The sequence below is a fragment of the Rothia sp. HMSC065D02 genome, from assembly GCF_001815285.1.
Lineage (GTDB): Bacteria > Actinomycetota > Actinomycetes > Actinomycetales > Micrococcaceae > Rothia > Rothia dentocariosa.
In genome coordinates, this window is record NZ_KV820091.1 from 85,569 (window position 1) to 111,580 (window position 26,012).

The 26,012-nt window shown below is 55.9% G+C and carries 32 protein-coding genes; 21 read left to right on the forward strand and 11 right to left on the reverse strand.

Going from position 1 to position 26,012, the window contains the following annotated elements; all coding sequences use genetic code 11:
• Positions 1-144 precede the first annotated feature (144 nt).
• Entirely contained in the window at positions 145-2,238 is a 2,094-nt protein-coding gene (pta, locus tag HMPREF3016_RS06815; RefSeq protein WP_004005808.1) for a phosphate acetyltransferase, read from the forward strand.
• 104 nt (positions 2,239-2,342) lie between these two features.
• On the opposite strand, the gene HMPREF3016_RS06820 is transcribed toward pta, so the two are convergent.
• Both HMPREF3016_RS06820 and HMPREF3016_RS06825 read right to left on the reverse strand, forming a co-directional pair.
• Entirely contained in the window at positions 2,343-2,696 is a 354-nt protein-coding gene (locus tag HMPREF3016_RS06820) for a HepT-like ribonuclease domain-containing protein (RefSeq protein WP_070741257.1), read from the reverse strand.
• On the reverse strand, positions 2,693-2,995 hold the full coding sequence (locus tag HMPREF3016_RS06825) for a nucleotidyltransferase family protein (RefSeq protein ID WP_070741259.1): 303 nt from the start codon (positions 2,993-2,995) through the stop codon (positions 2,693-2,695). The genes HMPREF3016_RS06820 and HMPREF3016_RS06825 overlap by 4 nt, the downstream gene beginning before the upstream one ends.
• Positions 2,996-3,063: 68 nt before the next feature.
• On the opposite strand from HMPREF3016_RS06825, the gene HMPREF3016_RS06830 reads away from it, so the two are divergent.
• From HMPREF3016_RS06830 to HMPREF3016_RS06860, 7 genes are all read left to right on the forward strand, one after another.
• On the forward strand, positions 3,064-3,387 hold the full coding sequence (locus HMPREF3016_RS06830) for a metal-sensitive transcriptional regulator (RefSeq protein WP_023133508.1): 324 nt from the start codon (positions 3,064-3,066) through the stop codon (positions 3,385-3,387).
• A gap of 57 nt (positions 3,388-3,444) precedes the next feature.
• The gene (locus HMPREF3016_RS06835) at positions 3,445-3,660 is read left to right on the forward strand and encodes a heavy-metal-associated domain-containing protein (RefSeq protein WP_004005811.1); all 216 of its coding nucleotides are present in this window, start codon (positions 3,445-3,447) and stop codon (positions 3,658-3,660) included.
• A gap of 2 nt (positions 3,661-3,662) precedes the next feature.
• Positions 3,663-4,100, forward strand: a complete 438-nt coding sequence (locus HMPREF3016_RS06840; protein ID WP_037236555.1) for a hypothetical protein — start codon at positions 3,663-3,665, stop codon at positions 4,098-4,100.
• A 74-nt stretch (positions 4,101-4,174) separates the two neighbouring features.
• On the forward strand, positions 4,175-6,574 hold the full coding sequence (locus HMPREF3016_RS06845) for a heavy metal translocating P-type ATPase (RefSeq protein ID WP_070741261.1): 2,400 nt from the start codon (positions 4,175-4,177) through the stop codon (positions 6,572-6,574).
• Between the two features lie 171 nt (positions 6,575-6,745).
• Positions 6,746-7,438: an O-methyltransferase gene (locus HMPREF3016_RS06850; RefSeq protein ID WP_048755346.1), complete on the forward strand. Its 693-nt coding sequence runs from the start codon at positions 6,746-6,748 to the stop codon at positions 7,436-7,438.
• A gap of 72 nt (positions 7,439-7,510) precedes the next feature.
• Entirely contained in the window at positions 7,511-7,939 is a 429-nt protein-coding gene (locus HMPREF3016_RS06855) for a DUF2703 domain-containing protein (RefSeq protein WP_070741264.1), read from the forward strand.
• Positions 7,940-8,070: 131 nt separating this feature from the next.
• Complete coding sequence (locus HMPREF3016_RS06860) at positions 8,071-8,730, forward strand: NAD(P)H-dependent oxidoreductase (protein WP_048753601.1); 660 nt, start codon at positions 8,071-8,073, stop codon at positions 8,728-8,730.
• Between the two features lie 44 nt (positions 8,731-8,774).
• On the opposite strand, the gene HMPREF3016_RS06865 is transcribed toward HMPREF3016_RS06860, so the two are convergent.
• Positions 8,775-9,035: a hypothetical protein gene (locus HMPREF3016_RS06865; RefSeq protein WP_070534696.1), complete on the reverse strand. Its 261-nt coding sequence runs from the start codon at positions 9,033-9,035 to the stop codon at positions 8,775-8,777.
• Positions 9,036-9,229: 194 nt separating this feature from the next.
• Between HMPREF3016_RS06865 and HMPREF3016_RS06870 the strand changes: the two genes are divergently transcribed.
• Together HMPREF3016_RS06870 and HMPREF3016_RS06880 are read left to right on the forward strand one after the other, a co-directional pair.
• Entirely contained in the window at positions 9,230-9,958 is a 729-nt protein-coding gene (locus tag HMPREF3016_RS06870) for a nitroreductase family protein (RefSeq protein ID WP_070741266.1), read from the forward strand.
• A gap of 333 nt (positions 9,959-10,291) precedes the next feature.
• A complete protein-coding gene (locus HMPREF3016_RS06880; RefSeq protein ID WP_048753595.1) occupies positions 10,292-10,726 on the forward strand; it encodes a hypothetical protein in 435 nt (144 codons plus the stop codon).
• A 198-nt stretch (positions 10,727-10,924) separates the two neighbouring features.
• Here HMPREF3016_RS06880 and HMPREF3016_RS06885 read toward each other — a convergent pair whose 3' ends face one another.
• A complete protein-coding gene (locus HMPREF3016_RS06885) occupies positions 10,925-11,263 on the reverse strand; it encodes a hypothetical protein (protein ID WP_070741269.1) in 339 nt (112 codons plus the stop codon).
• Between the two features lie 746 nt (positions 11,264-12,009).
• Here HMPREF3016_RS06885 and HMPREF3016_RS06890 point away from each other — a divergent pair.
• The 9 genes from HMPREF3016_RS06890 (at position 12,010) to HMPREF3016_RS06925 (ending at position 16,460) form a co-directional block, all read left to right on the forward strand.
• Entirely contained in the window at positions 12,010-12,270 is a 261-nt protein-coding gene (locus HMPREF3016_RS06890; RefSeq protein ID WP_037231409.1) for a GlsB/YeaQ/YmgE family stress response membrane protein, read from the forward strand.
• A 368-nt stretch (positions 12,271-12,638) separates the two neighbouring features.
• Positions 12,639-13,121 carry an Asp23/Gls24 family envelope stress response protein gene (locus tag HMPREF3016_RS06895; protein WP_004005822.1) on the forward strand — a complete coding sequence of 161 codons (483 nt, stop codon included), beginning with the start codon at positions 12,639-12,641 and terminating at the stop codon, positions 13,119-13,121.
• 33 nt (positions 13,122-13,154) lie between these two features.
• On the forward strand, positions 13,155-13,331 hold the full coding sequence (locus HMPREF3016_RS11075; protein ID WP_004005823.1) for a hypothetical protein: 177 nt from the start codon (positions 13,155-13,157) through the stop codon (positions 13,329-13,331).
• Complete coding sequence (locus tag HMPREF3016_RS06900) at positions 13,331-13,750, forward strand: Asp23/Gls24 family envelope stress response protein (RefSeq protein ID WP_048755351.1); 420 nt, start codon at positions 13,331-13,333, stop codon at positions 13,748-13,750. The genes HMPREF3016_RS11075 and HMPREF3016_RS06900 overlap by 1 nt, the downstream gene beginning before the upstream one ends.
• Positions 13,747-14,295, forward strand: coding sequence for a DUF6286 domain-containing protein (locus tag HMPREF3016_RS06905; protein ID WP_048755352.1), 549 nt, complete (start codon positions 13,747-13,749; stop codon positions 14,293-14,295). The genes HMPREF3016_RS06900 and HMPREF3016_RS06905 overlap by 4 nt, the downstream gene beginning before the upstream one ends.
• A gap of 13 nt (positions 14,296-14,308) precedes the next feature.
• The gene (locus HMPREF3016_RS06910) at positions 14,309-14,959 is read left to right on the forward strand and encodes an Asp23/Gls24 family envelope stress response protein (protein WP_048755353.1); all 651 of its coding nucleotides are present in this window, start codon (positions 14,309-14,311) and stop codon (positions 14,957-14,959) included.
• Positions 14,949-15,596, forward strand: a complete 648-nt coding sequence (locus HMPREF3016_RS06915; protein WP_070534690.1) for an RNA polymerase sigma factor — start codon at positions 14,949-14,951, stop codon at positions 15,594-15,596. Before HMPREF3016_RS06910 ends, HMPREF3016_RS06915 begins: the two co-directional genes overlap by 11 nt.
• Positions 15,593-16,129 carry an Asp23/Gls24 family envelope stress response protein gene (locus HMPREF3016_RS06920; protein ID WP_048755355.1) on the forward strand — a complete coding sequence of 179 codons (537 nt, stop codon included), beginning with the start codon at positions 15,593-15,595 and terminating at the stop codon, positions 16,127-16,129. The genes HMPREF3016_RS06915 and HMPREF3016_RS06920 overlap by 4 nt, the downstream gene beginning before the upstream one ends.
• Positions 16,119-16,460, forward strand: a complete 342-nt coding sequence (locus tag HMPREF3016_RS06925) for a transcriptional regulator (RefSeq protein WP_070534683.1) — start codon at positions 16,119-16,121, stop codon at positions 16,458-16,460. Before HMPREF3016_RS06920 ends, HMPREF3016_RS06925 begins: the two co-directional genes overlap by 11 nt.
• A gap of 174 nt (positions 16,461-16,634) precedes the next feature.
• Here HMPREF3016_RS06925 and HMPREF3016_RS06930 read toward each other — a convergent pair whose 3' ends face one another.
• The 3 genes from HMPREF3016_RS06930 to HMPREF3016_RS06940 all read right to left on the reverse strand — a co-directional run bounded on the left by HMPREF3016_RS06930 (position 16,635) and on the right by HMPREF3016_RS06940 (position 20,021).
• Entirely contained in the window at positions 16,635-18,137 is a 1,503-nt protein-coding gene (locus HMPREF3016_RS06930; RefSeq protein WP_070741272.1) for an MATE family efflux transporter, read from the reverse strand.
• Between the two features lie 190 nt (positions 18,138-18,327).
• Positions 18,328-18,717: an RNA-binding S4 domain-containing protein gene (locus tag HMPREF3016_RS06935; protein ID WP_006888382.1), complete on the reverse strand. Its 390-nt coding sequence runs from the start codon at positions 18,715-18,717 to the stop codon at positions 18,328-18,330.
• A gap of 83 nt (positions 18,718-18,800) precedes the next feature.
• A complete protein-coding gene (locus HMPREF3016_RS06940; protein WP_070626937.1) occupies positions 18,801-20,021 on the reverse strand; it encodes an ABC transporter permease in 1,221 nt (406 codons plus the stop codon).
• A gap of 168 nt (positions 20,022-20,189) precedes the next feature.
• Between HMPREF3016_RS06940 and HMPREF3016_RS06945 the strand changes: the two genes are divergently transcribed.
• Entirely contained in the window at positions 20,190-20,786 is a 597-nt protein-coding gene (locus tag HMPREF3016_RS06945) for a TetR/AcrR family transcriptional regulator (RefSeq protein ID WP_070534678.1), read from the forward strand.
• Between the two features lie 121 nt (positions 20,787-20,907).
• Here the strand turns inward: HMPREF3016_RS06945 and HMPREF3016_RS06950 are convergent, their stop codons facing one another.
• From HMPREF3016_RS06950 to HMPREF3016_RS06960, 3 genes are all read right to left on the reverse strand, one after another.
• Complete coding sequence (locus HMPREF3016_RS06950; RefSeq protein WP_070741275.1) at positions 20,908-21,657, reverse strand: DUF6891 domain-containing protein; 750 nt, start codon at positions 21,655-21,657, stop codon at positions 20,908-20,910.
• A gap of 179 nt (positions 21,658-21,836) precedes the next feature.
• A complete protein-coding gene (locus HMPREF3016_RS06955; protein ID WP_070741279.1) occupies positions 21,837-23,498 on the reverse strand; it encodes a glycerophosphodiester phosphodiesterase in 1,662 nt (553 codons plus the stop codon).
• 402 nt (positions 23,499-23,900) lie between these two features.
• Positions 23,901-24,413 (reverse strand): PTS sugar transporter subunit IIA, encoded by a 513-nt coding sequence (locus HMPREF3016_RS06960; protein ID WP_041321625.1) that lies wholly within the window; start codon positions 24,411-24,413, stop codon positions 23,901-23,903.
• Positions 24,414-24,761: 348 nt separating this feature from the next.
• On the opposite strand from HMPREF3016_RS06960, the gene HMPREF3016_RS06965 reads away from it, so the two are divergent.
• A complete protein-coding gene (locus HMPREF3016_RS06965; protein ID WP_048753563.1) occupies positions 24,762-25,364 on the forward strand; it encodes an arsenic metallochaperone ArsD family protein in 603 nt (200 codons plus the stop codon).
• A 115-nt stretch (positions 25,365-25,479) separates the two neighbouring features.
• Here HMPREF3016_RS06965 and HMPREF3016_RS06970 read toward each other — a convergent pair.
• Positions 25,480-26,012 (reverse strand): hypothetical protein (locus HMPREF3016_RS06970; RefSeq protein WP_070741282.1); only part of this gene is annotated, 533 nt, incomplete at its 5' end.

The following is a 26,012-nucleotide window of genomic DNA, read 5'->3' on the forward strand; positions in this document are numbered from 1 at the left end:
GACAAAAGGTTTGCCCGACTCTCAACCCCGATAAGATAGAAAGGACAAGACAAACTCGACGAGAGTCGCCGCATCCGGCGCATCCAACGTACGTACCGGATTGTTAGCGCGCCCCCGCCGAACGTTCAACGCCAAAGGAGCACTATGACCACCGGCATTTATCTCTCGGCGATGACCCAGGACTCAGGCAAATCCCTGATCGCCCTGGGCCTCGCAGATTCCCTTGTGAAGCGCGCCGATCGAGTAGGCTTTTTCCGACCCATTTTCAAGGGCGAAACTGCCAGCGATGACCCCATGATTCGCCTGATGAAAGAGCACTTTAACCTCTCTGACGAGCAGGTGGGCGGCGCAGTATCGCTCACCGAGGCACTAGAGTTCATTGCGGAGGGCAACACCGAAGAAATTTCAGCCCGCGCGGTTTCCGCCTATGAAGAAATTGCCGCCCACAGCGATGTTGTGATCGTGGACGGCATATACCTGACCGCCCAGAACGCACTCGCCGTCGAGTTCGATCTCAACGCCCAGGTATCCCGCGATTTAGGTCTGCCCGTGATCGCTATCGTGGGTGCGAACGAGGCATCCCTCGAAGAAGCAACCAACGCCGTAGAGGTTGCACGTTCCGAACTTAAGGCAGCCAAGGTTGATCTGTTCTCCATTATTGTCAACCGTGCCGACCCCGAGCTGCGTGAGAGCATTGAGAAGAACGTCAAGCTGGGCGAGCACAAGTTCCCCGTCTACGTTCTGCCCGAAATCGCAGACTTGGGTAAGCCTACCATCGCGGAGGTCGTCTCCGCCCTCAAACTCGACGGTTCGCACCTGTCGCAGGAAGATCTCGGCCGTGACATTAACGAGATCAAGATTGCCGCAATGACCGTCTCAAACTTCCTCAACCAGTTTGCCGACGGCGACTTTGTGATCGTTCCCGGCGACCGCGCCGATGTTGTGGCTGCGACCCTCGCATCCGCGCTTTCGCCCACGTTCCCGGCGCCTTCGGGCATGCTGCTCACCGGCGGACTCAACAACCTGCCCGGCAATAACACCGCTGTGGGCAGCCTGCTTGAAAGCGCGCCTTTCCCAGTACTATCGACCGACCGCGACACCTTTAAGTCGGCGCGCGCTGTTTCCCGCGTGCACGGCAGCGTGATTAACGGCCAGGCCCGCAAGCTTGCGAGCGCATTCGGTGGCTGGGATGAATACGTGAACCAGGAAGAGCTGCTTTCACGCCTTGAGCTTGAGCGCCCGGCTTCAATGACTCCGCTGCGATTCCTGCACAACCTAATTGAGACCGCCCGCGCGAACCGCCGTTCCGTGGTTCTGCCTGAGGGTTATGATGTGCGTATTCTGCGTGCCGCCGAGATGATTGCACGCCGCGATTTCTGTGACCTGATTCTGCTGGGCAACCCGGATAAGATCTCGGAAATCTGCCAGGCTGAGGGTATTAACTTGCCTGCCTCGATTCGTATTATCGACATTGCGAATAACGAATACAGTGAGGATTTTGCGGCGACTTATGCTGAGCTGCGTGCGCACAAGGGCATGACTATTGAGGGTGCGCGTGAACGCATGAGCGATCCCTCATATTTCGGTACGATGCTGGTTTACAAGGGTCTTGCGGATGGCATGGTCTCGGGCGCTATCAATACGACCGCGAACACGATTCGCCCCTCGCTGGAGTTCATTAAGACCCGCCCGGGCACTAAGATTGTGTCTTCAGTGTTCCTGATGCTCATGGAAGACCGCGTGCTGGTGTACGGCGACTGTGCCGTGAACCCGAACCCGAATGCCGAGCAGCTGGCGGATATTGCGAAGGCTTCCGCCGAGACTGCGCGCCAGTTCGGGGTTGATCCGAAGGTGGCTATGCTCTCGTACTCGACCGGTACTTCTGGTTCTGGTGCAGATGTGGATGTGGTGCGTGAGGCAACCGAGATTGTGCGCGCCTCTAACCCGGATTTCGCGGTGGAGGGCCCGATTCAGTACGATGCGGCCTCGAACATGTCGATTGCTTCGACCAAGATGCCCGACAGCCAGGTGGCGGGTCAGGCGACCGTGTTCATTTTCCCCGACCTGAACACCGGCAACAACACCTACAAGGCTGTGCAGCAGTCTTCGGGTGCACCCGCCGTTGGCCCCGTGCTGCAGGGTCTGCGCAAGCCCGTGAACGACCTTTCACGCGGTACCACCGTTGAGGACATCATCAACACGGTGGCGATCACCGCCATCCAGGCGCAGGGGATGTAAGCCGCGGTTAAACACCACGAACGCTTCAGCAAAAACCAGATAAAACCCCGGAGTGCAGCAGTGTTTCTGCGCCCCGGGGTTTTTCTGTTTCAGTCTACGACGGGTTACAGGTCGGGAAGAGATGATGCCTGCAAGGTCTTCAACTCTTGCATCACACCTGATAGGTGCTGTGAAGCTATGCGCCACACAATATCGAGGTCGATATCGCCGTAACCGTGAGAGATAACATTACGTAATCCGATCAGGCGGTGCCAGCTCTCACTATGGTGAGCCTGGTAATAATCAGGAAACTGTTGACGAATTTTGGATAGATTCTCGCCCATTTCCTGCAGCCGCATACAAATAGCATCTTGTATAAGCTCTGACTCAAAAAATGCTTCTGCAGACTCTGGGGTGTAACGCTGCACGCGTCTGCCTGCATCAAGCGCCATGATGATGTAAGGGTCTGGAACTTTCACAACGGCAGCTCCGTCAAGTCGGGTTCGATATAGGGGCGAAAAACAGGCTTAATAGAGGTCAGCACATCGACCGGGTACCCTGTAATCTGCTCAAGCTCCTCAGATAACCGCAACAATACGCCGTAATCTGGGGAGTCTTTCATCTCTATCAAAAAATCAAGATCACTGGCGGGGGTAAGCTCGCCGCGTGCCGCGCTGCCGAATAGGTGCGCTTTAACCACCCCATACTTCCGCAGGGTATTGAGCACCGTTTGCTCGTGCGGAAGCGTATAGACCGGTTGAGGGTGTGGTGCACGCATAAAGCCAATATATCAAATCACCTTCACCGCCCCTTGAGATATACCCCCCTAGGGTATATACTAGACCTATGACAGAGCATGATTCCTCAGCACAGCCACACGGGTATACCCCAAACAAGGAGGCACATTTGAAGCGCCTGCGCCGCATTGAGGGGCAAGTGCGCGGTATCGCCCGCATGGTTGAGGAAGACAAGTACTGTATTGATGTGCTTACTCAGGTCGCGGCGGTTTCCAAAGCGCTTCACGCGGTCTCTCTCAACCTGCTCGAAGAACATATGGGGCATTGCGTCACCAACGCCGCGATTGAATCCGAACGTACAGGTGATGCGACGATCGTTGATGAGAAAATCAAAGAGGCAACCGCCGCCATATCCCGCATGATGCGCAGCTGACACGCGGGCAGCGCATCCACAAGTTTTGTAATTCCAAATTTTCTGGAAGGAACCATCATGGCAATCACCACCGTCAAAGCAACCGGCCTTACCTGCAACCACTGCGCCATGAGCGTGAGTGAAGAAGTCGGCGAAGTTCCGGGCGTCACCGGCGTGAACGTAGACGTGGTCAAAGACGGCGTTTCAACCGTCACCATCGAGCACGAAGGCACCCTCAATACGCAAGCCGTAGCGGATGCCATCGTTGAAGCTGGCTTCACTCCCGCCGTCTAATCATGGCGTATTCTCCGCAGTACCAGGCAATGGCGGTCGGGGCAGTGCGCGCACTCGTAGGCACCGAGAACATTCACCTGACCGAGGCGATTTCCCGCGTGGCACGGCAGATGGGACTCGACTCCGATCTGCTGGATGCGTGGGTGCGCGACTCCACCCCCTACACGGCGCGCGAGGATCAGCGCGGGCTGAAGCGGCGGGGCGCATCGCGTATACATTCCTCACAGGATCATGCGGCGAATACCCCCGCAGACGGCACCGGCGATAATCTGCATCCCGGTGTGCACGGCACCGCATACGACGCCCTCGCTCAACGCCGCACATTCAGGCGTGCCGCCGTCACGCGGGTTCGCGGGGTGAACGATCGAGGCTCGAAACTAACCGGGCAGCGACCGCGCAGCAACCGTGCCGATGGACTGCCAGACGAAGGCGAAGTATAGATCAGGGCGGACTGCGGCAGGCAAAGCCCGAAGACAGCACAGCATCGTGAGCATTAAGAACAGAGGCGAAGAACATGGGTAACTCAACTCAAACAGCATCCACCACAACTGAGAACGAGCGCTCTCTTTTCGATTCCTCGGCTAATGGCGGGCAGACGCGCATTATCCACCTGGATGTTCAGGGCATGACGTGCGCATCCTGCGTGGGCCGCGTGGAACGCAAACTCCGCAAAATCCCGGGGGTTGATCCCGCCGTGAACCTGCCGCTGGAGTCTGCGCGCGTGATCGTTCCCGCCGATATTACCGATGAACAGATCATTGAAACGGTCAATAACGCCGGGTATACGGCATCGCTCAAAACCGAGGTTCGCGATGCAGAGTCCGAAGAGACGACCAACGCGCGCAGTGGGGGCTTGGGGTGGCGCATCGTTGTGGCGTTATTGCTGGGTGTGCCGATTTTCTTGATTTCGATGTTCCCCACGTTCCAGTTCCCGCACTGGGGCTGGGTGCTTGCGCTTATCACGCTGCCGGTTGCGGTCTATAGCGCCGAGCCGTTTCACCGCGCCGCTCTCACGAACGCACGCCACTTCAGCAGCACGATGGACACGCTGGTTTCTCTCGGGGTGATTGTCGCCTACCTGTATTCACTCGCACAGCTGTTCATGAACCCCGGGCTGACCGAGCATGTTCACCCCATGCAGGGGGGCATTCTCGGCATGTTCTTGAGCGGTAACCATGCGCCACTGTATTTTGATTCGGCGTCGATGGTGACTTTATTCCTGCTGATCGGGCGGGCAGTTGAGCACCGCACACGAACCCGCTCTTCCGAGGCTCTGCGCACCCTGCTGAGCTTGGGAGCACGCACCGCGACCCTGCTTCGCACCGACAAGCGGGGAACCACGCGCGAGGTGCAGATTCCGGTCGAGGATCTCCTTCCGGGAGACGAATTTCTGGTGCGCCCGGGTGAAAAAATCGCCACCGACGGCACGGTTATTGCAGGGTCTTCCGCCGTGGACGCCTCCCTGCTGACCGGCGAATCGGTGCCTGTCGAGGTTTCGGCGGGCGATGCGGTCACCGGCGCAACCCTGAACACCTCCGGGTCGCTGACGGTGCGCGCAACCCGCGTGGGCTCTGAGACGACGCTCGCGAAAATGGGCGAGCTGGTTGCCGCCGCTCAGGAAACGAAGGCACCCATCGCGCGCCTTGCCGACCGTGTTTCTGCGATTTTCGTGCCAATAATTCTGGTGATTTCGCTCCTGACCCTTATCGGGTGGCTGGTTGTATCGCACGATGTGCCGCGTGCGTTCAATGCGGCGGTTTCGGTGCTGGTGATCGCCTGTCCGTGCGCACTCGGTCTGGCGACCCCCACGGCGCTGCTGGCGGGCACCGGGCGCGGCTCGCAGCTGGGCATACTGATTCGCAACGCGCAGGTGCTGGAAACTACGCATACAGTGAACCGCATCGTGCTGGATAAAACCGGGACCGTCACCGAAGGCACAATGCGCGTGGCACGCTTTGGGACCTTCGACGATTTCACCGAAGTCACGGCCGAAAACGCCTCTTTAAAGAGCGAACGTTCTGTATCTATTCTGAGCGATGCCGCAGCCGTGGAGGCGCTGAGCGAGCATCCAATAGCCCGCGCTATTGCGCGTTTTGCGACAGAAAATTATGGAGCATTTCTCGGTACCGTCGAAAATTTTGAGGGTGTGCCCGGAGGTGTGCGCGGTGAGCTTGTGCCCGCCGATACCGACGGGGAGTCCCGCCGCCTGGTGCTGGTGGGCACCCCCGAATACCTGCTGCAGGCGGGCGTTGCACTCACCGAGAAGCAGCATCAGATGCTCGCGCAGGCGCGCTCGGAAGGGCTGACCACTGTGGCTGTGGCTCGCGCAATCGGCACGAAAGATCCCTTGCCTGTCGGGCTCATCGCGCTGGCGGACTCCCCCAAGCCCGAGTCGGCGCAGGCTATCGCTGAGCTTCACGAACTGGGCTTAGAGCCTGTACTGCTGACCGGCGACGCCCCCGAGGTTGCCCAGGCTATCGCATCCAGCGTGGGGATTAAGCCGGAGAACGTCTTCGCGGGGGTCACGCCCGAACGTAAATCCGAAGTTATCGCGCAGCTTCAGGATGAAGGCTACCGGGTGGCGATGGTTGGCGACGGCGTGAACGATGCACCCGCCCTGGCCCGCGCAGACCTGGGCATGGCAATGGGCTCAGGTACGGATGTTGCGGTGCAGGCGGCGGATATTGTGCTGATGCGCTCGGATATGCGCGCTATCCCCACGTCGCTGCGGCTTTCGCGGGCGACTTTGCGCACTATCAAGTCGAATCTGTTCTGGGCGTTCGCATACAACACTATCGCGGTGCCGGTCGCAGCGGCAGGGTTGCTGAACCCGATGATTGCGGGCGCGGCCATGGCGTTCAGTTCGGTGTTTGTGGTACTCAATTCGATGCGCCTCACCCGATTTGAGCGGTAGCTAGGTCGAGGCGGCGAGTTTCGGCTTTTGTGCGTCTTCGCGCAAATCCCTTGTACTCCCCCTGCTGACGCTGGCATGATAAGAAGAATCACATGACCGCACTATTTTCAGGGGTATACCTCTGAATTTTGTGGTGCAGGTAATACGCGCCGAAGCATCCGGGAGATTCACATGCCCAAATTAACCCCGCAAATGTTCACATTCCTCAACGACCCACCGGTCGAAAACACACTCTATGACCTCTACGACGCCACGCTCAAGCAGGGCAAGCGCATGTTCATGCATTTTCTGCCGAAAATCCACCAGATTTTAGGCAGGGGGATTGATTGGGAGACCGAGAACGAAGATTTTTATACCGATAAATACATCCCCATAACCCCGCAGCAGGGCGAGTTTCTGTATATGCAGGCGCTGGCGAGCGGCGCGCGGAATATCGTTGAGTTTGGTACGTCCTACGGCATCTCGACGCTGTATCTTGCCGCCGCCGCAAAACGCAATGGCGGCCGCGTGATCACCTGCGAATACGTGCCTCATAAGGCTGAGGCCGCGCGGAAAAATTTTGAGCGGGCGGGGCTTGCGGACTATATCGAGCTACGCGAAGGCGATGCGCTGAAGACCCTGCAAGACTTGGATTTCAGCCCCGATTTTGTGCTTCTCGACGGGTGGCCTGACCTGGTGCTTCCCGTCTTTCAGCTATTGGAGCCGCATCTTGCCGACCGCGCCGTGATTGCCGTAGACGATGTTGAGGGATTTGGCCCGTCTATGGAGGATTACCTCGACTATGTGCGCACCCCCGCCAACGGATACGTCTCAGTAACCATGTACCCGAGCAAAGCCCTGGAATACACCGTAAAAGTGGCGTAAACACTGGCGTGCCCACGCCCCATCTCATCACAACCGAATAGATTATAGTTTCAAAAGGAAAGGTAGTCACTGATGAAAACTCTACCTATTATCTGGCAGCACCTTGTCAATACCGAAAAACAAACCTGCTCACGGTGCGGTACAACAGGTGAGGAGCTGCGCAAGGCTTTACAGGTATTGAAAGCTGAGCTCTTGCCTCAGGGTATTCAGCCTCATCTGGAAATCCGTACAATGAGTGAAGAAGAATTCTTGACTCATCCTGAGGAATCCAATCGTATCTGGATTATGGGTGTACCCCTGGAAGATCTAGTGGGTGGGATACAGGGAAGCAGCACCTGCGACGATGTGTGCCACGGTGAACAGTGCCGAACCGTCGAGTCCCAGGGGAAAACATATGATGCAGTTCCAGCCTCTCTAATTGTGCAGGCCGCTCACCGGGCTCTTTCACCCGAAAAACCAGCTGAAGATCGGCGGCGGTTTGTCCAAACGATATGTTGTTAGCCGTAGGAGCACATCTAAAGCACGCTTTGGGCAACTCAGTCAATCACGCTGTGCGAAAAACCGGCGGGAGGCGCATCCCTGCTCGATATACTAAATTCCGTCATAAAACCCCAGCACAGAAAAGGAAAACCATGATTCTCACCCGTGAACAAGCAATTGAAATTTTCAAGCGTCGCGTTTCTACCCGCTCCTACGACCCCGCCCGTACAATCAGCGACGAAGACTTTAACACAATCCTTGAGTTTGGGCGCCTCTCCCCCAGCTCGGTTGGTTCCGAGCCGTGGAAATTCCTTGTGATACAGAATAAAGAGCTGCGCGAAAAGCTCAAGCCTATCGCCTGGGGTATGGCAAACACGCTCGATGATGCCAGCCACGTGGTGATTATTGTGGCGAAGAAGAACGCCCGCTATGATTCCGATTTCCTGCTGCAGGCGCTCGCGAAGCGTAATCTTCCCGAAGACCAGATGCAGATGGCGCTGGACAGGTACAAAAAGTTCCAGGTACACGATATGAAGATCGCCGACGACGAGCGTTCCCTTTTCGAGTGGACTAGGAAGAACACTTATATTGCGCTGGCGAATATGCTTACGGGCGCAGCGATGCTCGGCATCGATTCCTGCCCCGTTGAAGGCATAGACTACGATGCGGTCACCCAGCTCCTTATCGAGGAAGGGCTTCTCGACCCTGAGGATTACGGCGTATCCGTTGCCGCGACCTTCGGCTACCGCTCGCGCGAGATCGACCCGAAGCCGCGCAAGCCGCTCGATGAGCTCGTTGTGTGGGCCAAGTAGTCTGCTCTCTTTGAGTTCCCGCCCGATCTCTTCGTACCGGCCAGCTATTCTTCGCGGTGCTCCCGGTATTTATCATGTGCCGTGCGACCAAGTTTCTTTCCGGTTTTTGTGGCGATTTTGCGTTCCGCCTTATGGGCGGCGCGCTGGGAGGTATCGCCCGAATCCCGCATAATACCCTTGAGAATAACGGCACCGATAGCCACGAACGCAATAACAACAACTGCAAGCACAACGGGGAATATCCAGCCGGGCGCATCAGCCTGTTCGTTGAGGGTATCGTGGGCAAGAATGTTCAGAAGTATCACAGAGCCTCCTCGTTCTTATACTGCGCCTGCTTCTTTCCACTATAAAACCTATGCTCACAAGGGGCTTTATACGGCATCGCGTTCACTTAAATATCCAAAATTATGCGTGAATTTCGCGCCCGCGAACGCTAGCCTTAAAGGTGAAGGCAAGTTTTATATGCCTTCGGAACGCCGCCGTGGAAAGGAGTCGCATAATGTCCCTGCTAGACTTGCTGAACCGCCGCCGTTCGGTGCGCCACTACGACGAGAACCAGCCCATTGATGCCAATGTTGTCAAAGAGTGTTTGCAGGCGGCTCAGCTGGCGCCCACAAGTTCAAATATGCAGCTGTACGAGCTCTACCACGTGACTGATCCCGCCACCCTGAATAAACTCGCCGCTGCGTGCATGCACCAACAGGCCGCCAAGACCGCGCAGCAGATGGTGGTGTTCGTAACACGCCAGGATTTGTACCGCCGCCGGGCGAAAGCAGCGCTGGAGTTTGAGCGCGGCAACGTTGAGCGTAACAGCCCGCCTGAGAAGCAGAAAGACCGCATCAAGAATTGGGAAATGTACTACACCAAGGCTATGCCACTTCTATACGCGCGCTGCTTTGGTCTGCTGGGCGCATCCCGCGCAGCAATGGCGAATTGTGCGGGCCTATTCGTTCCGATGATGCGTGAGGTTTCGGAGCACGATTATCGCGTGGTTGTGCACAAGAGCTGCGGCCTGGTGGCGCAGACGTTTATGCTCGCGATGACCGAGGCGGGGTACGATACCTGCCCGATGGAGGGCTTCGACAGTCATCGCGTGAAGAAACTCCTCGGCCTGCCGCGCAATGTCGAGATTAACATGGTGGTTGCCTGCGGTATTCGCAAACCCGGCCACGGCATCTGGGGCGAGCGCTTCCGCCTGCCCTTCGACGAGGTTTACCGTAGGGTTTAGAGTCTGGCGGGCCGAAGTGAAGGATCCCAACCCACCTTTATATGTCTTCTAAAAAAGGAGAACTTATGACCTATAAGCATGAGTCCAGCTCTGACGACTGGTCTTGGCTTGATGAGTTGGGGGAGCTGGACCAGAAGTTTTATTGAGGCGATCCAGCAGCTACATGCCGCTCCGATCTACTAACAGAGCCCAGAACGAGCACACGGTGATATATAGCGGTTCCGATTATTTTGCACGCCTTCATTCAGTAAATAATGCGCCTTTGGGTATATTACGTATGTTTCGAGGGTACTTTATAAGGATTTTCATGGCCCCTCAGGAAAGGTGAAGAATATGGATTTTCAGTTTGAGGCCCCGCCCCAGCTGGAACTCGGACAGCCTATCGGTTACTACCATGAACAATTTAATAAAGAACTTCATGATTCGTCATTCCCCGGGTGTGAGCGTTTCAAGGGTCGCGTTACTCTGGGTGGCGCCGAACGCGTGGTGGATCTTGGATTGGCTGATGGGAAGGTTGTTCTGTTCTCCCTGCAGATCCTGGATGGTGACACCCTCGACGGCGTGAGCTTGGGACTTTCACCGCGCAAATTTCACGAAAAAATGCGCATCGAGAGGCACGACAGTTCTATTTTCTCCGAGCGCCTGATTTTCTTCGAGGATTTCCTCACCCTCGGATGCGAAGGTAAAAACATCGAATTTATCGAGTGGTGGGACCGCGGATACTGGGATGACTATTCTTTCCTCGAAGAAGCATATCCGAATACATAATCTTCAGAATTATAAAATATTTAAACTGTGTCGGCATGAACCGCCATAAAATGATCGGTATATATCATCAAGAAAATATTTTTACATTAAATCCTAGGATCAAAAAGCATTCTAAAATTTAAAATAATTCAGCATCAGTGCGGTCTGCGGCAGATACAATAATTTGCCGCAGACCGCATCTGGATATCAATCTTGCCGCTATCCTCGCGGGGAAGCAGTAATAGCCAGATGATATTCCTCACCAGCGACCGCCACCTGCGTATGGTTTGACACCAGGTGTTTTGTCACCGTTTCATTCCCGCACGCCGTTACGGTTTCATACCGGGGCTCCTGATAGTTAATGGGAGTGTAAAACACATAAATAACACTGTGGCACCACCAGCTAGACCCCGGCCCGTGGACCGTGGCATCAATCTCAGTTCGCGGCGGAATGAGATGTGACGTGCTGGATGCAGCATTCGCCGGAATAGCGGCACCGGCCGCAAGAACCGCGCCTGCAACCCCGGCCACCAGGGTTCGTTTGAGTGACTTTTTCATAGCGTATCGCCTCATTTCTTTCTTAATCCTGACAGTTTTGGGTATTTTTTATCCACGATTCATCAAGGTATGTGCACCACCTCCTCGCATTTAATAATGCAGAAAAACCCAAAAAATAGATATATAAGATACTTCCTCATGATCACTTATCCGTGAATTCATGAGGTATTTTTAATGTAATTCCAGAACATTCGTCAAAACAACCTTTTTTAGATTTTTGTCAGCCTACTCTCATTCAATTCTGAGGAATTTCCCCGGATTTATTAATAAAACCCCCTCACTCCCATAATGTATTTAAAAATTTACAACAGCATTCACGAATTTATTATTAAAGTGGATGCTCAAGAATAAGATTTTTTATTTATTGCTGCACCGATCAAGTCCATGCCGACCAAAAGCCCATCTGCCAGCGCCCCACCCTCCCTGCCCTACGGCATCAGGAGGCAAGAGTCAGAACAAAAGGATGTAAGATCACCCTTCACACTAAGGGTGATGCAAAACACTTATTAAGTACGTGAGGATCTGCGCACTCATGGCGTCTTTATATCAGCGCCGTAGGCTTGAGAGACGACGGCAGGCGATAACAGCCCCGTCGAATCACGCAATATGTGACAGGAAAGGCAGCTGAAATCCCGGCTGCTGCTGAATTTTCAGGCGGAACCTCACCGATCTGCGCTTTTAAGACCCCTATCATCATCCGTTCAGGCGCGCACGCGCTATGACGGATACTCACAAAGGAAGAAATTATGCTTGGACTCATCGGAATGATCATTGCCGGCGCTATCATCGGCGCTCTGGCCCGCCTCATCATGCGAGGTCACCAGAACATCTCGGCACTGTGGACCGTTATCTTGGGTGCTGTTGGCGCATTCGTTGGTGGAGGAATCGCGAGCTTCTTCGGCGTTGCAGATACCGCTGGTATCGACTGGATTCGCTGGATCCTCTCCATTATCGCCGCCATTGTCGCAATCTCTATATACCTAAGCGTAACCGGCAAAAAGAACTAATAACCCGTATTCTTGCGTCGCTTCAGCATCGCAGAAACAAAGCTAAGCGGGTTGTGCAGAAACTATTCCCAGCTTCCGCATAGCCCGCTTTGGCGCATATGAGAACTACTCGCACGATAGGCAGCTGAGCCGAGCAAACATGAGTAACAGTCGTGGCTGTGTACACGCTCATCAAAATAAAGTGGTATATATCACTATTTTGATTCGTGAGGAATTCAGTGTCTCAAGCGTCTTTATAGTAGCGTCACCATCGACCGCAAAGACGGACAAAGGGCGTGGGTAGCGCCCGAACTCCCCAGCCGTCGATGCGTGCGCAAATATCAAACATCATAATCCGCGCAGCGGAAAACACATGAAATGAGGCTCCCATGAGCGATAACTCCATTCCCCAAACCGGTCAGCAGCGCGAGCGCGAAAACAATAAGGAAACCCAGCAGGACAAGACTCCTCGTGGTCCCCTACAGACTTCGCATGGTGTAACCACCATTGAAGAGAATGTTGTTGCCAAAATTGCTGGCATGGCAACCCGCGAAGTTCCCGGCGTGTACGATATGGGCAATGCCGTACGCCGCGCCTTCAGCGCCGTGACCGACCGCATCCCCAACGCCCAGACCAATGTTGCTGGCGGTATTAGCGTCCAGAAGGGCGAGACCCAGGCAGCCGTAGATGTCACCGTCGTGGTCGAATATGGAGTCTCCATTGTGGAAGTAGCCAATGCTATCCGCCGCAACATTATCGAGCAGATTGAGGGGACCACAGGGCTGGAGGTAGTAGAGGTCAATATCGACGTCACCGACGTTCACCTGCCCGACGACGATTCCACTTCCGCTGACTCTGCCGATCTCAAGTAATCTACTCCGACGCCCCCGATCTGAGGATCTTTTATGAAGACAACACACCTGGCCCTTTTGGTGGGCCTATTCCTGGGAACAATTCTTGCTTTCGGTTCCTTCGCCGACTTCATCCTGGTGGCGCTATGCGGCCTGGTTGGAACGGTGGTGGGTCTTTACCTAGAGGGCCGGGTCGATGTCCAAAGCATCCTTAATCGATGGAGGAAGTAATGACGGAGACCAATACACAGCCCGCTGCTGTCAGTGCCGAGGGCTCTCTGTCTGAGGTCCCTCGGCAGGAGCAGCGCGGCGTCACCGTCATTCCCGCCCAGGTTGTTGCGCAGATCGCGGCTCAGGCTGCCTACGAGAGCGCAAATGTGGGCTCGAACGCCGGAGGGCTGCTCGGGATCGGGGCACGTCGAAATTTCCATTCACGCCCCGAGGCAAAGTGTGATCTCTACGGTCAGGTTGCTGTCCTTCACCTAGATCTCGGCCTTACCTTCCCTACAGCACTGGTTTCAACTCTGCAACAGGTGCGTGAGCATGTGAGCCAGCGCGTCGAGCACTTCACCGGGCTGAGGGTTGAGAAGATCAACATTGAGATCTCCTGGCTCAATCCGAACAACCAGGTAAGGAGGGCTCTGCGATGAAAACCCCCGTACAAAATCTCATCCGGCGCCCATCGCGGAGTTTGCCCGTCATTATCCTGGCGTTACTGCTCCTCATCGTAGGAGGGCTGGGAATCTGGGCGCTGGGAAACCGGCTTCTAAACGGGGCGTGGCCGAATGGAACATCCTCAGCAGTCAGCGGGCTCGGCTCCACGATTATAGGGTCGCCAGCGGTACTCGCGGCAGCCTGCTTTGTGATCGTATGCAGTCTGTTCATGTTTCTTCTTGCCCTGTGGCCGGGGGCTTTTGAACGCACTGAGGTTCTTGCAGATAACGTACCCGGTCAGACAGCCATTTCACGCCGTGACCTAGCAAGGCTGGTACAAGCCCATGTCGAGCGGGTCGATGGTGTTCACAGCGCTAGGGTTCGAGTCCGTCGAACGCGCGTGAATGTGACAGTGTTCAGCGTTCTGGATGACCTCGAACCTGTGCGCCAGGCCGCACAGAAGGCAGCTGAGCAGGCTATACAGACTTTGAAACCCGTCGGAGCCGCACACAGCCGAGTGCGTATCCAGCACACGAGCTGAAAGAGAGAAAACCATGCGTTCGGTATCTGGAATTCTCAATAGGATAGTCCTTGCGGTAAGCGGTTTGCTCATCGCGGCGATAGCCCTCTGGCTTATGGCTTCCGGCATGGGTGTGGGTCAGTCATGGCCCGCGCTTAGCTCGGTCCTCGCCAAAGCTGATACCCGGGTCGATACCTGGGTCGGACCTCAGGCACACTGGCTGTTGCCAGCCGCCGTCCTCGGGTCGATTCTTCTCGTCGCGTTTGGCTTGGTTCTGCTCATTAAGCAGGTACCCCGTAAGGCTGCCGCGTCCCCCTTGCGCCTGACAGGATCCGACGGCACACTTCTGGCCACACTCAGCCCCGATGTCATAGCCCAAGCGCTGTCTGAGCGAGCCGAAGACGTTCCTGGGGTTCAGCGGTGCTCAGTATGGGTCACCGGTTCACCCAGCAACCTGTGGGTGCAGGCAACCGTCACCGTAGCAGAGAACAGCGAGGTTGCATGGACCGTGAGCGAGCTCAGGAACCGACTTGACCACGACGTTAGTTCCTCTCTGGGAAAGCATGCTCGTCAGATCGACGTACTGCTGCGTCTAGAACAAGCCACCAAACCCCAGAGTGCAGCCCACACTGTGGCTGGCAAACACTCATTAGAGAGCGGCGGTTCTGATAACCATGACCGATGAAAAGCGCAGCAATGCAGGGCAGTCCACCGGTCCGCCCACCGAGCATGTGCCTCATCCGAGCGCTGCGTCTCAGGGCAAAGACAGGTACCTGGTACTGCGAGCCCAGGATGGTGACATTGACGCTTTCGGAAAGCTCGTCGAACGTTATCAGGGACGCCTGTTTCGCACTGCCTACATGATCGTGCGTAACCGCCACGATAGTGAGGACATCGTCCAAGAGACCCTTGTCCAGGCGTGGCGGAGTCTTCATCTGCTTCGGGATCCTGATGCCTTCCGGGGCTGGCTCATGCGCATCTGCACTAATAAGGCCACCAGCACTATTCGTCAACTTCAGCGCCGAGCCACTGACCCTTACGATTCAGAGGGTCTTGAGAGCGCGAGCGTCCTACCTAACACAACGTCGACAGCGACCGACGATCCGGCACAGTCCAGTGAGGTAAACGCCCAGATAGAAGCATTAGCCAAGCTGTTGGCATCCGCTCCTGAAGAGCTGCGTATCGTCTGGGTGCTTCGAGAGGTTGATGACATGTCCTACGAGGAGATATCCCAAACCCTGAACCTAACCGAATCCACAGTCCGGGGGAGGCTGGCACGCGCCCGCTCCCTCGTCATGCGCCATATGAAGGAGTGGGAATGAGTTCCACCACCCGCATCCCACACGCAGAACCGCAGCCCACACAGTCGGCTCAGTCTTATGAGCTTGACGAAGCCTCCACACGGGAGTATCTGCGTCTAATCGCTTCACTCCACAAGACCTGGGACACATTGGAAGCACAGTCGAGCGCATCGGTGATGCCTCAGCGCCATATTATGGATGCGGTACTCGCCGAAACGCGCCACGGTGCCCAGGTAGAGATGCCGCCGACCGACTTAGGGCCATATAGTATGTCCGAGTTCTCCCTACGCGCCCTAGTGCGACGCAGTGTAGACTCCGTACCCGGAGCTCGCGCACTCAAGTCTTCCTTCAAACATGCCCCACCCCCCGAAGGTCAGCGAGAGCTGGGAATACCGGATACGATCTTCTGCCGTATCTCTGCACACGTCACAACCAGTAGCCTCCCCCAACTTGCTCAACAGGTTCGTGATGCGGTGCGCCAGGCGTGTTATGAGAACCTAGAGTTATCCCCAACCGTCAATATTCATATTGAGGATCTGCACGATGACGATTAACCTCTCAGCAGCCGAATTGACTCATGTAGTCACTGCCGTTCCCGGAGTGCGCGGCATTGAACCGGGGATCGGCTCCACGCTGAAAGCCATTGGCAGCCGTATGAGCGGCGACCCTGCAGCCGCCCGATTCGGGGTCATCATCGAGTCGGGCGCGCAGAAGGTCATTATCGAGATTGGAATCGACGGCTCCCGTACGGTCAAAGAAATTGTCCGTGATGTTCAAGAAGCGGTTCTGCGCTCACTGTCGCAAGCAAGTCGAGAGAGCGGCGCTTCGGGGTCAGACTCCAAACCCCAGCCTCAGGTGAGGGTGCGAATACAGTCCCTTCTCTGACAATGCACATCGCAGAACCGTCTCCGTTTCAGGGGCACACATACCACTAAGGGTATAGTCCGTTCGCACATAGATGCCGTGGGCCACCAGTAGATGCCTCAACGCGATGCGTAAGCTAAAAGACCGTGAAAACACTTGTCCTCAACGCCTGAATTCTGCGTAAACCCCGGAAAATTAAGCTTTAATCCATACGTCCGAGGCGGCGCGGCGGCCGAAGATGAACGCCCGCACGCCCTGGTACCACAGGATGTATGCTGCCCACAGCCCCAGATACCCCACCGTGGCACTCAGCAGGCCACCGGAAACCGCCCAGTGGATCCCGAAAATGACGGGCGCATAAACAACCAGCATCACAAATGAGCCAATTGCCAGGTATTTCACGTCCTGAGCACCCATGAGGATACCGTCAAGAACGAATACATATGCGGCTATTGGCTGCCCCACGCCAATCACGAGGGTAGCCCATGCGAAGAGGGTGGCGACGGGCGCATCCTGCGTGAAAATCCAGTTTCCGAAGAAGCCAATCACGGGTGCAACAACGCCGGTAACAACCCCGTACACCAGACTCATACGCACCAGGCGATTCTTAAGCTCACGCACTTTCGCACGCCCGGATTCAGCCGTCAGATCGCGTTCCCCAAGTTCCTTACCCAGCAGCGCCTGCGCCGCAATTGCAAGGGAATCCAGGGCGAAGAGCAGCAGATTGAACACGCTCATGCCCAGCTGATATGCCGCCGTCTGTTCGTCGCCCAGGCGAGCCACCACAAATACGGTAGACAGCAGCGCCAGGCGCATCGAGAGGGTGCGCAGCATCAGCCAGGACCCGAGGGATAGCACGCCGCGCATCCCCGCAATATCGGGTCGCCAATTCACACCCTGCGGGCGCATCTTAAGATGAATAAATATACCGAGTGCGAGCGCCATGCCCCACTGCGTGAGCGATGTGCCCGTCGCCGAACCGGCCACGCCCCAGCCGACCGGGTATATCAGCACCCAGTTCAGCGCCACATTCGCCACGGTGCCCACACCCGCAACTTTAAGCGGGGTCACGGTATCTTGCAGCCCACGCAGGGTGCCCATGAGCGCCAAAATCATCATCATGGGCGGAATGCCCCACAGCGAATGGTGCAGGTAGTCGCGCGCATAACCGATGGTTGCGTCGTTCGCGCCCATGCCGCGCAGCGCAGGGTCGGCAAAGATATAACCCACACCCATAATGAGCAGGCCGAGCCCGAGCGCAACCCACACGCCGTCCACGCCGATGCGGTAGGCGTGCGCCAGCCGATGCGCCCCGAACGCGCGCGCAACCGCCGGGGTCACCGAGTATGCGAGGAAGTTCATGAGCCCCACCACGGTTGTGATGAGGGTTGCCGCAATGCTCATGCCCGCCAGGGTTTCGGTGCCCAGCTGCCCCACGAGTGCGGAATCGGCGAGCACGAACAGCGGCTCGGCAATCAGCGCGCCGAAGGCGGGTACAGCGAGCGCCAGAATCCGCCTGTTGAGCGATTTTTCGGGTTGAGTTTTCCCAGAGTCCGCGCCGCCTTCCCCCAGGTGAAGGGGGATGCTGCCGGTGCGCGGGGTCGCATCCAGCAGGTTTTGGGGTTCGTGCGTGCTGGCGGTGCCGTCGGCTGTGTTCGCGGCGCCTGATGTGTTGGGTTCTGAGGCCTTGTTGCTCATAGGTACAGCCTACTCCCGCAAAGATGGCACGTCAGCGATGTGTTTATCTGTCTCACGCTATGACCGCTTCTTATTCCGCGAGCAGGTGGTTTTTGGTTCGAGCAGGTAGGAAAATCTTACCTGTTCGGCCAAATCCTACCTGCTCGCGGGTCTTAACGACGATCGCGGGGTGAGAGAAAGCGGAACTGGGTTAGCCTTTTCGCCCCCGCAGTTCGTCTAGGGCACGGCGTTCTTTCTTGGTGGGTCGCCCGGTTCCGCGTTCACGTTTGGCGACCGGCGGCATCGACAGGTGCGCGGGGCGCGGCCCCGAGAGGTCTTCGTAACAGGTGACGGCGATCGGCGCGCCCACCCGTTTGGTGATGAGTTTTTCGACCTTAAACACGCGCTCCCAGCCGGGGTAGCGCACCCGCACGATGTCGCCCCGTTTGAGTTTTTGCGAGGGTTTTGCGGATGCATCGTTCACGCGCACGTGCCCGCCTTTGCATTCGTCGGCTGCGAGCGCGCGGGTTTTGAAGATGCGCACCGACCACAGCCAGACGTCGATGCGGGCGCTGGTGATCTCTTCGCTCATACTTCCCATTCTAGGAACCTCCCCCATGCGGCGCGAGCAGATAGTATTTTGAAAATACTATCTGCTCGCGGATCTACTTGGGGGCGAGGTCGCTATATATTTGCCGCTTTCCAGGGAATCTCCACGTTATCCGGCACATCCGCATTCTGCTCGGTCTTCGTCTCGGTTTTCGCACCGACGCTCGCGGTATCATCCTCTGCGCTCATGTGAGTTGCTCGGCGTTCCTTCCACGCCCAGCCGATCGCCCCAGCGAGAAGGCCGAACCCTGCCCAGCCCAACAGCACAGCCCATTGCAGGGAGTTTGAAGCATCCGGGAAATAGGCGATATTCCGCAGCAACGTGTTGGATGCACCCGGCACCATCAGCTGCCCGAGGGCGCCCCAGGGTGCGGGGATAAACTGCCACGGCATGCTTGCCCCGGAGAGCGGGTTACCCACGAACATGGAGAGCACGGCGCCAAGGCCGATACCGGCGGCATCAACAAATAGCACGGACATTCCGATCATGAAGGAGGCCGTCGCGAAAACGGTCACGCCGAAGGTCGCCCAAAGCGCCCCGAAATCGCCGGGAACAAACCCGAACCAGGTGCCCAGAATAAGGGTCATGAAGAGTCCGCCGATAACCCCGTAGAGTCCTGCAGTCGCGAAGCGTCGCACGGTTCCTTTGACAAGAGAGATACTGAGAACCCCGCCAAGCATACCGCCCATAACAAGCGGGAATGCGGCAACCGCCAGGCCCATACCGTTGGGATCGCCCTCGCCGAGCGGCACAACTGCGGTGGTTTTAACCTGCGCCTGCTGCAGTTTTTCCTGTTCGGTTTTCAGCTGTTCGAGCTGCTGGGCAGCGATGGCTCCTTGTTCACCGCCTGCCTGTACGGCTTTCTGCAGCGCCTGGGTTTTGGCTGCGGTGGCTTTCTGCTGTACCTGAGCGTTCATCTGCTGGGCTACGCCGGTGAGCATCTGGTTTGCGGATGCGTTTGCGGCGGGCGCGGTCATGACTTCGGGTGCTGCGCCTTCGGTGAAGACGATCGCGCCGTAGGTTTCGCGTTCTTTGATCTGCCGTTCGGCGTCTTCGCGCGAGGATGCCTGTTTGAACTCGAAGGTTTCGATTCCTCGATCTTTGAGTCCTTGTTCGAATTGGCTGACGGCTGCTTCCGGTCCCGCGATGGAGACGGGCAGGTTTTTCGCCTCCATGGCTTTAGTAGGCCAGGTGAAGGCAAGAATCACGATGCTGACAATGACGGATGTCAGCGTGGCGATGGCGATAACCTTGCGCCAGGATGAGGGCGTGATCGCCTCGGTTGTGCGTGCCATGAAACTCTCCAAACAAAATATATGTTTTGTTTATCAACACGTAAGACTCTACTCTGAATAAAGACCGGATGCAAACACAATAATCATTTTGTTTATAATGTCACAACAGAGAATATTCATTCTATTTTTATCTAGCGCAAACTCTTCGAAAAGGTATAGTCTTAAGGCATGCCACGTCTGACCGAAGCCACTAAACAGGCACGTCGACGCCAAATTATCGACGCCGCCTTCACGTGTTTTACCGCCAAGGGGTACACCCACACCTCTATGACGGACATCATCAGAGAATCCGGACTTTCTTCGGGTTCCATTTACTCGCACTTCAGCGGCAAAGGCGACATTCTTTACGCCACTGTTCAACAGCGTATCGATATGATCGCTGCAGCTTACGGTGAACTCAAAGACCCCTCCCCGCGCGATATTATGCGCATGATCTTCACCACCTCAACCGTCGAAGCGAACTTCACCTCGATGCTGCGCATCCGTCTGGAATCGTTTACCGTTCCCGAGGTGCAAGAATCCACCAACACGCTTTTTACCACCCTGCACGATATCGTCGCTCAATCACTCACCCCCTGGGGTCAGCGGTATCTTGAAGCAGAGAATAAACGCAAACCTTCTGCCGACGAACTTCAAGCCTTCGTCAACGACACAGCGGATGCGCTCATCCTCACTTTCCAGGGGTTCATGGTGCGCTCAACCCTGTCACCCTCGACCAACCGTGAGCACCTCTTCCAGATTGCACTGAGCCTGCTGCCCGAATAACCTCCCCGCGAGCACCAGTAGAAAAAGACAAAACATAGGGGCGCATCCCGTATAACATACAGGATGCGCCCCTCAACTCACGCGCGACTCCTCCGGCGGACCGCACGCACGGTTTTATAGCTTACGGAATCTCGTAGACCTCAACGTTATCGAGGCGCGGGCGGGTATCGTAGCTACCGTTCCAGGTCACCTTAATGCCGTAGCGTTCCAGCGTGGGGATCACGGTGTCAAGCATCAGTGCGAGTGATAGTTCCTCATGTTTGCGGGTGACGGCCGCGCGCTGTTCATCGCTGAGTTTCTTCCATGCCTCTTCATCGGAGGGGTACGCCTCAAACGAGCCGAAGCCAATGTAGGTGCTCCCGCTTTCCGCCAGATTCTCGGCATCCTGCTGGTGATAGTAGATATAGCCCTTCCATCGGTCAGAGCCCTCGCGCTCCTCCCAGATGTCGGCACTGGCGCAGGTTCCGCAGCACGCAAACTTACCGCGCGCAAGCACGCCGTGCGCCTCCAAATCAGCGAAAGCCGCAGCCAAGTTGCCAGAATCGCCCGTAACGCCCAAACGCTCGGCGAGCGCACGACGTTCCTTCACGACTTTCTGCGCGTATTGTTCAATATCGTGGTAGAAGTCGCCTTTGACCTGCGATTCGCCTAGAAATTCTTCGAGACAGTCGTTGAGGTAATCCGCATATTCGCTGGCATCCTCGCCGGTGAGGAGCAGGAGCATAATTGCATCTTCAAAGTCTTCTCGTGCTTCTTCGGGCAATTCCCAGGAGGTGGGAACGGGTGGAGTGAGTTGCCATTTAAACCATGCGTCCCGAACTTCGGGGCTCACAGGCGTTACAGCTTTTTTATCGGTGAATGAAGTTGTCATGCCCCTAGAGTAGCACCTAGATCAGCATCGCCTTAACCCCGCCCGAATTGCTACGGAAACCTGTACCTGACGTCGAACGGTATTTGTGCACTGACCAGTTTCTTCTGGGCGAACCTGCGGCGGCTTATCCATATAGTTTTCCGGGTGGATAAGCCGCCCGGGCAGCCTGGTTCAAAGGCTTATGCCCAAGACTCACGGGCGAGTGCGCGGGTGAGCACGAGCGGACCGCCGGTTGCATTGCCGTGGTAGCGGCCGAAATGCACGTAGGGGCCGCGGTAGGCGCTATCGTGAATCTGCGCGGAATACTGGCCGTTGATCACAAAGTAGAAGTACTTGCCCTTCACCACAATTTTGCCTTCGATGCTCTCGTTGGGCTTGATAGGCTTTTTCAAGTTCATGGTGTGCAGAACCTTACCTTCGCGAGACGCACCCGGCCCGCCGTCAAGACGAATCAGCTGTGCAAGATCGCCCGTCCGGTATTTGCCGTGCTCGTCCCGAACCTTCGCGCCGGGGCGAAGAGCGAGCACATAGCAGCCGTCCTCGGATGCACCCCGGAACTTCCCGGCGATACCGAGCGGACCGTCGTGGCTGCGGCCGAACGCCATGTACCCGTAATTCCAGGTGGTTGTGGGCAGTTTCTTATCCCAGTGCATAGCGAATTCGAGGGTGTACTGTTCCCTGTCAGTGGCAGCAGCGAGCGGCCCCAGCAGCAAGGATTCGTCGTAATTCTGCCGGTGCACGATTGCCCCGCGGGTGAAGTCGGGATAATCCTGGGCGTTGGTGATGCTAGAGGGCAGCATGCCGTGCTCCCGACGGCCGCTCTCAACGTTGATCGTGGCCTGTTTTTTCCACCCGCACACCCATGACGGGTCGGGGCTCATAAACCCGCGCACGCCCAGGCTCTTGTAGTGTTCGTAGGTGCTTCGGCGGTGCACCTCCCAAACAATCACGGGCTTGCCGAAGCCGACAATGGCACGCACCTTATCATCCGCCATGGAACCGTACCCGGGACCGCGCACGGATTCAAAGTAGGGCACGCCGAGCGCATCCACGTTGTTGGATCCCGCCAGCTGACGGATTCCTTCAAGGCTGTCGTTGGCGTCGAAGTAGCACCAGGTCTGGCAGCCCGCGGCTTTCGCTTGGGCCAGATACTTTGAGTTGGGGTTGAAACCGCCGTGACCGTCGCGGTACATCTTGATCACTACACGATGCGCCAGCCCGCGTTCTTTGATAGCTTTCAACAGATGACCCTGTGCGCGCCAGTCTTTCGCTTCGATGAAGAGGGGAAGGCGCTTGCCGGTGGGGGCGTTGTTGATCGCATCCACGGCCTCTTCAAATGTGGGAATCTGCTCCAGCGGTGTACCTTCACCGAGAGTCTTGCGCATATTGACGTAAACGCCACGCAGTTTTTGCAGGGTAAGATCACGTACTTTGCGATTAAGTCCGGTAACGCGCATCAGCGATTCATCATGAATGCAAACGGGAATATTATCAGCCGTGGTTCGCAAAGAAATTTCGATAGCATCGGCATTTCTTGCAGTTTGAGTATATGCGTATGCGGTGTGTTCGGGATTAATATCGCCCGAACCACGATGTGCTACAAAGAATTCTTTTTGTCTAAGAAAGGTCCAGGCCGCATGTTCCGGGTCAAATTCAATATCTTCATCGAGGATAGGCTGCTGTTCATCATTGACAGGCTGTTCCTTCTCGCCGGGAAGACTTCCTTGAATTCTCGCCTCTGCTGCGGATGCGCCCACCACGGGCATCATAGCGGCGGCAGCGCCAAGCGTGGTGGCGCCAAGAACGGTACGTCGGTTGAGTTTCTGCGAAGAAAGGCTCATGGGTATGAACTCCCAAATACTATATGTTGCTGAGTGAATGAATAGGCGGATGCGTTAAAAAACATTTTCTTGACGCGTCACATAAATAGCATAACTATTTTTTACCTGTAAATCACTTTTGCTTGAGCGAGAAAATTTATCTTTGTCAAATATTTTCCCACGCCTATTTCTTCGAGACAATATCTTTTGCCCGTTAAAAAGTTTTTGTTAAAAAAATATGGTTCCACCGAAAATCGGTGAAACCATATGAGAAAACCTCTTTCGTGAGGTCTGCTCGTCGGCAGCTGCGGCACAAGACCTCACGTAAAGCGAGGCTGCGTAAAGCCGGAGCATCGTGCCAGACAGAGCGAGAAAACCAGCGCCTTCTGCCCTGTCGAAGCATCACAAGGCTCTACGCGTCTTCTACTTCTTGGTCGCTTCCGCCACGTGATCGCCCGCGTTGACGGTGCGGCGCTCTTCGGAGTCCTTCACAATATTGAATTTGGGGGTGTTGGTCACCATCACCATCGTCTCCTTGGAGGGAATACGATCCTTAATGGCCTCCCAATCAACCTCAATAATGGGGGCGCCCGCCTCAACCTTATCGCCCACCTTAGCGTGCGAGGTAAAGCCTTCGCCATTGAGATCTACAGTATCGATACCGATATGCACCAGCACCTCGCCGCCGTTATCGGTGCGCAGCATAAAGGCATGCATGGTGTCTTGAATCAAGGCGATCGTACCTGCCGCAGGGGCAACGATCATATTCGATGTAGGGTTAACGGCGTAGCCATCCCCCATGACACCCTGCGAAAATACGGGGTCAGAAACTTCAGACAGCGGAAGGTACTCTCCCGTCACCGGTGCCACATAAATATCAGCGGTTGCGGTCGATTCCGTCGGTGCCGCTGCTTTTTTCTTCCCGAAACCAAACATAAGATCTCCTTTGATGTAGTAAACACCCGAAAGATGTCGTTTGTGTAACGACACAGGCAAATACATGTATTTTCCCTTTAGAATACCGTACTCGTCAGGTTTTTGTTACTGTGTCCACCACAGGTCGAGGGATTTTGAAAAAATATTCCCAGCCTGCATAATATGCCGAATTTCCAGAGTATATTTCATGATGCAGTCGCTCAATCAGGCGGCAGACACAGCACTAGAGCTCTGGAGGATTTCGCCGATCGCTCAGTATTTTTGTAAGCCCTCCCTGCATAGGGTAAACACGAGTACACTTAGAGCATATTGAAGGCTTGAACCCTAACAACGAGAAAGTGTTCCCGCATGAGTGAGCAAACCGAAGAACTAGCCGGCACCATCCTTGAGGTTTTCATTCCGGGTCCGGGCGAGAATCCTGAGGACCCTAACGATATGGAACGAACCCTCTTTTTGGGCGCTGCGCAGGAAGCACTCGATTCGGGGGTAGATATTGAGGTTTACTCAACCGATAGTTACCCTTCAGCATTTGAGGAATGCGAGCCCGTCGCCGAGCAGATTGCGATGAGCGGTGCCGACGTTCTGCCGATTATGCTCGTCAATGGCGAGGTCAAGGTCTCGTTTATGTACCCGACCGCCGAGCAGATTACGCGCTTCTCGAAAGCCCACAAGGTCAAAAAGCCGAAGGCGAATGCGGCTGCGGCGGCATGCGGCCCGAGCGGTTCCTCAGGCTTCACTCCCATTCCCGATTTGGCACCCGGTGCTCTGCGCGAACCCGCCGGTTTCGCGGCGACCCTCGCCGGTAAAAAGCCCCAGGTGGTAGGTGGTCCCGATATTGGTAACCGCGTGAACCTCATGGGCGGCGACACCGGCGATGGCATTCCCTCTGAGGGTTCAGTCGCCACCAAATCCGGCGGATGCGGATGCGGTGGCTGCGGATGCGGCGGCTAAAGCGCGCATCCCCGCACGAGTAGTTCCCGCCCTGAATATGTTTAGATGCGAGTGCCCCGGACTCCTTGATAAAGAGTCTGGGGCACTCTCATATGTTTTCACAACTGGCTACCGGCTACATTAGAGGATCCGGCGGATTCTGAGTCTGTGCATGCTGAGATTGTGAGGTTTGCGCTTGTGCTCCCTGAGCCCAAACCGTACTATTCGTCCGGCGGCGGGAATATTCTTGACTCACCATGACGATAAAGACAATGCAGAGAGCTACGTCTATGAAATAGAGAGCCCAGTAGAGGTACGCCAAGCCATTGGCGTACTGGAAGAAGTCATCCATATGGGTGATCACCTCAATTAGCGTTGCTATTTCTAGAGCTTGAAGGATCAGACCAATAATATTGATGCTCAGAATAAATCCCAGCGCTTTAGACCTGAGATAGAAGATACCGGCGAGTATTTGAAGGCCATAATATGCCAGAAATGCACATGTCAACGCTAAGTGCAGAAAATCTTCTGCATCCCAATACTCGAATCCATACTTAGCCATAAACTCCACGTAGTTATATAGACCCCACACAGACGTCCCCAGGCTCACTATCATGAATGCGATACGCACCCCGTACAGCCAACGGAACGGGAATTTAGGGTATGCCG